Consider the following 6,000-nt stretch of genomic DNA (forward strand, 5'->3'; position numbering starts at 1 on the left):
GCAAGGAGATGATTGAAATTAGTCATTGAAATGGTTACAAAGGACGTTACTGTTTAAGGGGATGTAAATAATGAAAATAAAATTAGCCACCTTTAGTTTAATTCTCTCGAGTGCACTTTTTATGTCACAAAATACCCAAGCGAATGAAAAACCTTTTGCCATTGCGATCCACGGTGGCGCTGGCACGATTTCTAAGGCCAACCTCACGCCAGAGCTGCGTCAGGCTTACAAAGACAAGCTTAAAGAGGCCGTCGATAAAGGCTCAAAAGTGCTCGAGCAGGGCGGTGATAGCTTAGTCGCGGTGCAAACCGCTATCAATGTATTAGAAAATAGTCCGCTGTTTAACGCCGGCGTCGGTTCGGTTTACACCTATGATGGCGGCCACGAGTTAGATGCGTCGATTATGGATGGTAAAACCATGAATGCGGGCGCCGTAGCAGGCGTGCGCCATATCGCTAATCCCATCGATTTGGCCTTAGCCGTAATGAATAAGTCCGAGCATGTCATGCTGTCGGGCGCAGGCGCCGAGGAGTTTGCCTTAACCCAAGGTTTTAAACTGGTACCTAATAGCCATTTCGATAGCGATGCCCGTTATCAGCAATTACTCGATGCCAGACAAAAACTGCAGGCGGCTGAAAAATCAGATCAAATTGCGGGTATTGAGATGAAAGATCTCGATTATAAATTTGGTACCGTTGGAGCTGTCGCCTTAGATAAAAACGGTAACTTAGCGGCGGGTACTTCCACTGGTGGTATGACGGCTAAGCGTTTTGGTCGCATTGGTGACTCGCCCGTGATTGGGGCTGGCACCTATGCCGAAAACGGCGTTTGCGCTGTGTCTGCCACGGGCCACGGCGAGTTTTTTATTCGCTACCAAGTGGCGGGCGATATCTGCGCTAAGGTGAAATACCAGCAAAAATCCATTATTCAAGCGGCAGATGAAGTGATTAATCAACGCCTTATCACCGCTGGCGGCTCTGGTGGTGTGATAGCGGTCGACCACAGGGGCAATATTGCTACGCCATTTAACACCGAAGGCATGTACCGCGCCACCCGTAGTAATGGTGAGCCTGCCCAAGTGATGATTTGGCAAGACCAATAAGGTTACAGCCTAATGCCTTAGCGCGTGCTTAACATGCGCTAAGGCAATATCTCTTAGCTATCCCACTCAAAATGGCGTTTGTAGGTCCAGTGTTACCCCTCTAAATCACCGTTTTTATTCGCCCAATTTCCTTCCCGCTAAGTAAATAGATAACTCCAATCGATATTAATCGCTTACCACTTGCGAGATTTTGACTAGACTCAAAGCGTAAGCCGAGTTGAGTTGGTAAAGGATAGATTGGGGAGATTGCTATGGATTCAATAAAAATACGCGACCATATGGATCGTCAACCCGTATTGCTACGCGCCAATATGTCGCTGGCCACTGCGGTTGAAAAACTGTTAGACAATAACAAGATGGGTGCCGCCGTCGTGGATGATAACGGCGATTTAGTGGGCTTTTTATCCCAGCAAGATTGTTTAGCCGTGATGCTAAAGAGCAGTTATCACTGTGATATGACCTCAGTGGTAAAAGATTGTATGCGCACCGAAGTCTTGTATGTCGGTCCCGATGACAGCATTTTGCAATTAGCAGAGCAAATGCTTGGCTCTAAACCTAAGATTTATCCCGTGGTTGAGCAGGGCAAAGTCGTCGGCACCATTAACCGCACGAATGTGCTGCGCGCCATGAATGTGTATATGCAGCAATGTTACTTAGCACCCGCCTAAGCTCTAAGCGCTAAGCCCTTCAAAAGGTGATTAATTTGCCTATTTTTCATCCTTTTGAGGCCAAATTAGTCGTACCAATACGTTCCGTTCCTTGCTAGGATCGCTGTTTTCGATGCTAGCAATGGAATTTGGTTTTGAACTCTGACAAACATCCGCTATCGAGCGACTTTCTCAAGCAGTGCTTTCAAAGTGATGCCTCGCGGATCCGCCGCCGTTTATTTAAGCTCAATAAAGAAGCCGATTCTGATAAGAAAACCCAAGAGTTAGCCAAACTTGCCGAGCAGGCGCAAGCAGCGTTCGAAAAGGTCGAGCAGCGCCTTAAGGCGCGCCCGAAAATCCAATATCCAGATAATCTGCCCGTTAGCGGCATGCGCGAAGAGATCGCTAAAGCCATCAGTGAAAACCAAGTGGTGATCATCGCGGGTGAAACCGGTTCGGGTAAAACCACTCAGCTCCCGAAAATCTGTTTAGAACTGGGCCTTGGTAGTCGCGGCTTTATTGGCCATACCCAGCCGCGACGGTTAGCGGCGCGCAGCGTGGCGACACGTGTTGCCGAAGAATTACAAAGTCCGCTCGGCGAAGTGGTGGGCTTTAAGGTGCGTTTTGCCGATGCCTTAAAGAGTGAATCCTATATCAAGCTGATGACTGACGGGATTTTACTGGCGGAGCTCACCTCAGACCGCTATTTAGATCAATACGATACTATCATTATCGACGAGGCGCACGAACGCAGCCTCAACATCGATTTTATCTTGGGTTACCTCAAGCAAATTTTAAAAAAACGCCCCGATCTTAAGATCATCATCACCTCGGCGACTATCGATGTTGAGCGTTTTTCTAAGCATTTCAATAATGCACCTATTATCGAAGTCTCTGGCCGGACGTATCCGGTGGAAACCCGTTATCGCCCGCTGGTGCAAGATACCGAAGCGGATCTCGACCAAATCGAAGGGATTTTTGCTGCCGTTGACGAATTAGTCGCCGAAGGCTTGGGCGATATTCTGATCTTTATGAACGGCGAGCGGGAAATTCGTGATACCGCCGAGCAGCTTAACCGTCGCAATTACCGCGATACCGAGATTTTGCCGCTGTATGCGCGCCTCTCCTACGGCGAGCAGTCCAAGGTATTCAGCAGCCATACTGGGCGTCGCATCGTGCTTGCCACTAACGTGGCGGAAACGTCGCTGACAGTCCCTGGTATTCGTTATGTCATTGACCCAGGCACAGCGCGGATCAGCCGCTACAGTTATCGCACTAAGGTGCAGCGCCTGCCCATCGAGCCCATTTCACAGGCCAGTGCCAATCAGCGTCAAGGCCGCTGTGGCCGCGTTGGCCCGGGTATTTGTATTCGCTTATACGATGAGGCGGACTTTAACAGTCGTCCCGCGTTTACCGATCCAGAAATCCTACGCACAAACTTAGCCTCGGTGATTTTGCAGATGCTCGCCATTGGACTTGGCGATATTGCGGCGTTCCCCTTTATTGAGCCGCCCGATCAGCGCCATATTCGCGATGGCTTCTTACTGCTTGAGGAATTACAAGCCGTTAAGCAGCAGAAGGGCAATATTGTGTTAACGCCGCTTGGGCGACAGTTATCGCAGATCCCGGTAGATCCGCGTTTAGCGCGTATGGTGGTGGAGAGTCATCAGCTGGGCTGTTTGCAGGAAGTGTTAGTGATCGCCGCGGGTCTGTCGATTCAAGATCCCCGCGAGCGTCCCATGGATAAAAAGCAGGCGTCCGATGAGGCCCATCGCCGTTTTGCCGATCCCCATTCAGATTTTGTCAGTTGGGTGAACCTATGGCAGCACTTAAAAGAGCAGCAAAAGGAATTATCCGCCAGCCAGTTCCGTAAAAAATGCCGCGACGAGTACTTAGCCTACCTGCGTGTACGTGAATGGCAGGATTTATATACTCAGCTAAAACAAGCGGTTCACGATTTAAAGTGGCGCTTAAACGAGACGCCAGCCAACTACGATGCGCTGCACCGTGCGTTGTTATCGGGTCTGCTGAGTCATATCGGCTTTAAGGACAATAACAACGAGTACTTAGGCGCGCGCAATCGTAAGTTTTTTGTGTTCCCAGGTTCACCGCTGGCGAAAAAAGGCCCGAAATGGATCATGGCGGCGGAGCTGACCGAAACCTCTAAGCTATTTGCCCGCTGCTGCGCCAAAATTGAGCCTGAGTGGCTTGAGCCGTTAGCGGCGCATCTGATTAAAAAGAATCACCTAGAGCCGCATTTTGAGGCAAAACAGGGCAGTGTGATTGCCTTTGAAAACCAAGTACTCTACGGTTTGACCGTGGTGCATCGCCGCCGCGTGCAATATGGGCCGATTAATCCTGTTGAAGCGCGGGAAATCTTTATCCGTAGCGCACTTGCCGAAGGGCAATTACAGACCAAAGAAGCCTTCTTTATCGCAAACCAAAAGTTATTGGAGGATGTCGAAGCGCTCGAGCATAAGTCCCGTCGCCGCGATATTTTGGTTGATGAACAAGTGTTGATGGACTTTTACGAGCCGCGCATTCCCGAAGGCATCTATAACGCGCCTAAGTTCTTTAGCTGGTGGAAAGAAGCGCGCCGAACTCAGCCCGATTTACTCGATTTTAATAAGTCACTATTGATGCAGCGCAGTGCCGATCACATCTCGGCGCTCGATTTCCCCGACACTTGGCACAAGGGCAATATTCGCTTGCAACTGAGTTATCACTTTGATCCTGCGGCGAGTGATGATGGCGTTTCTGTGCATATCCCAGTGGCGCTACTCAATCAAATCGATGATACAGATTTCGATTGGCTGGTGGCGGGGATGCGTGAGGAGAAATGTGTCGCTCTGATTAAGTCTTTGCCTAAGGGACTAAGACGTAACTTTGTGCCTGCGCCCGATTATGCCCGAGCCTGCGTACAGGCGATGCAGCCCTTTAGCGCCAGTTTACTCGACGCCATGTGCAAACAGCTTTTGCGTATGAGTGGCACCCGCGTCAATCCTGAAGATTTTGATGTCACGCAGATGCCAGCGCATTTGCAGATGAACTTTAAGATTGAGGACGACAAGGGCAAGTTAGTCGCACAGGGGCGAGTACTCGATACCTTAAAGGCCGAGTTACAGGGCGTGGTCGCTAAGGCGATTCGTCAAGTGGCGGATAAGGGCATAGAGAAAGATGCGCTCACCGAGTGGTCCTTTGGCGACTTGCCGAAACAATTTGAACAGCGTAAGGGTAACTATCAAGTGCGGGCTTTCCCCGCGCTGATTGATAATAAAGACTCAGTTGCCATCAAATTATTTGATGATGAATTTGAGGCGCTGGCGGCGCATCGTCAAGGTCTACGTCGCTTGCTGTTACTCAATATTCCATCGCCGGTAAAACACCTGCAACAGGCGCTGCCGAACAAGGCAAAATTAGCAATGTATTTCAATCCATTTGGCCAAGTGCAAATTCTGATTGATGACATTATTGCCGCAGCGGTGCAGCAATTACTCGATGAAAAGGCGCTGGATGTGCGCGATGCCGCCCAGTTTGAGCAGGCCAAGGATTGGGTGCGCCAAGAGTTGAATCCAACGGCTGAGCAAATTGCCCTAAAAGTGGAGCAGATTTTGACGCTCTATCAGGGCATTAAAAAACGGACTAAGGGAAAAATTAGCTTAGATATCGCTTTTGCGATGAGTGATATTCAAAGCCAATTAGACCAATTAGTATTCAAGGGATTCGTCGAAGCCTGTGGTTGGAATCGCTTAGCGGATGTGGCGCGTTACTTAAAAGCGATTGAAACCCGTATCGATAAGTTGCCCGTGGATCCGACCCGTGACCGTTTGCATATGCAAAGTATCACGAAAGTGCAGGAGGCCTTAGCGGCGCAACTTGCCAAGGTGCCGCGCTCACAGCCCGTGCCAGCGGCACTGATTGAAGCCCGTTGGATGATTGAAGAATACCGGGTGTCTTGCTTTGCACAGGCCCTAGGAACGGCTTATCCGATCTCGGAGAAGCGTATCTTAAACCATATCCTGCTGAGTTAATGATGTTGATACATTACGGATTGAATCTGTAGATTCAGTGAGTTGAGCGTAACGCGTCATCTTTAGCATTAAAAGCCGAACCTTAGGGTTCGGCTTTTTTATTGATCATTGTCTCGTCCTGAAATACGTTGACATAAAGAGGATTTCTTTATGACAACATCAATTAACTCAAGCCGTAAGCGCACACAACGAGATTACACCTTAGCCTTTAAATTAGGCG

General features: G+C 49.4%; 3 protein-coding genes and 1 pseudogene. All 4 read left to right on the forward strand.

The features are described 5' to 3' along the window. Positions 1–70 precede the first annotated feature (70 nt). Positions 71–1,102, forward strand: coding sequence for an isoaspartyl peptidase/L-asparaginase family protein (locus L2713_RS16235; protein ID WP_086903498.1), 1,032 nt, complete (start codon positions 71–73; stop codon positions 1,100–1,102). Positions 1,103–1,353: 251 nt separating this feature from the next. Continuing rightward, positions 1,354–1,770: a CBS domain-containing protein gene (locus tag L2713_RS16240; RefSeq protein WP_011716896.1), complete on the forward strand. Its 417-nt coding sequence runs from the start codon at positions 1,354–1,356 to the stop codon at positions 1,768–1,770. Between the two features lie 128 nt (positions 1,771–1,898). Continuing rightward, positions 1,899–5,780: an ATP-dependent RNA helicase HrpA gene (gene hrpA, locus L2713_RS16245; protein WP_248968584.1), complete on the forward strand. Its 3,882-nt coding sequence runs from the start codon at positions 1,899–1,901 to the stop codon at positions 5,778–5,780. Positions 5,781–5,930: 150 nt separating this feature from the next. Further along, positions 5,931–6,000: pseudogene (locus L2713_RS16250) on the forward strand (valyl-tRNA synthetase); the annotation flags it as partial.

It is taken from the genome of Shewanella seohaensis, from assembly GCF_023283775.1.
Classification (GTDB): Bacteria; Pseudomonadota; Gammaproteobacteria; order Enterobacterales; family Shewanellaceae; genus Shewanella; species Shewanella seohaensis.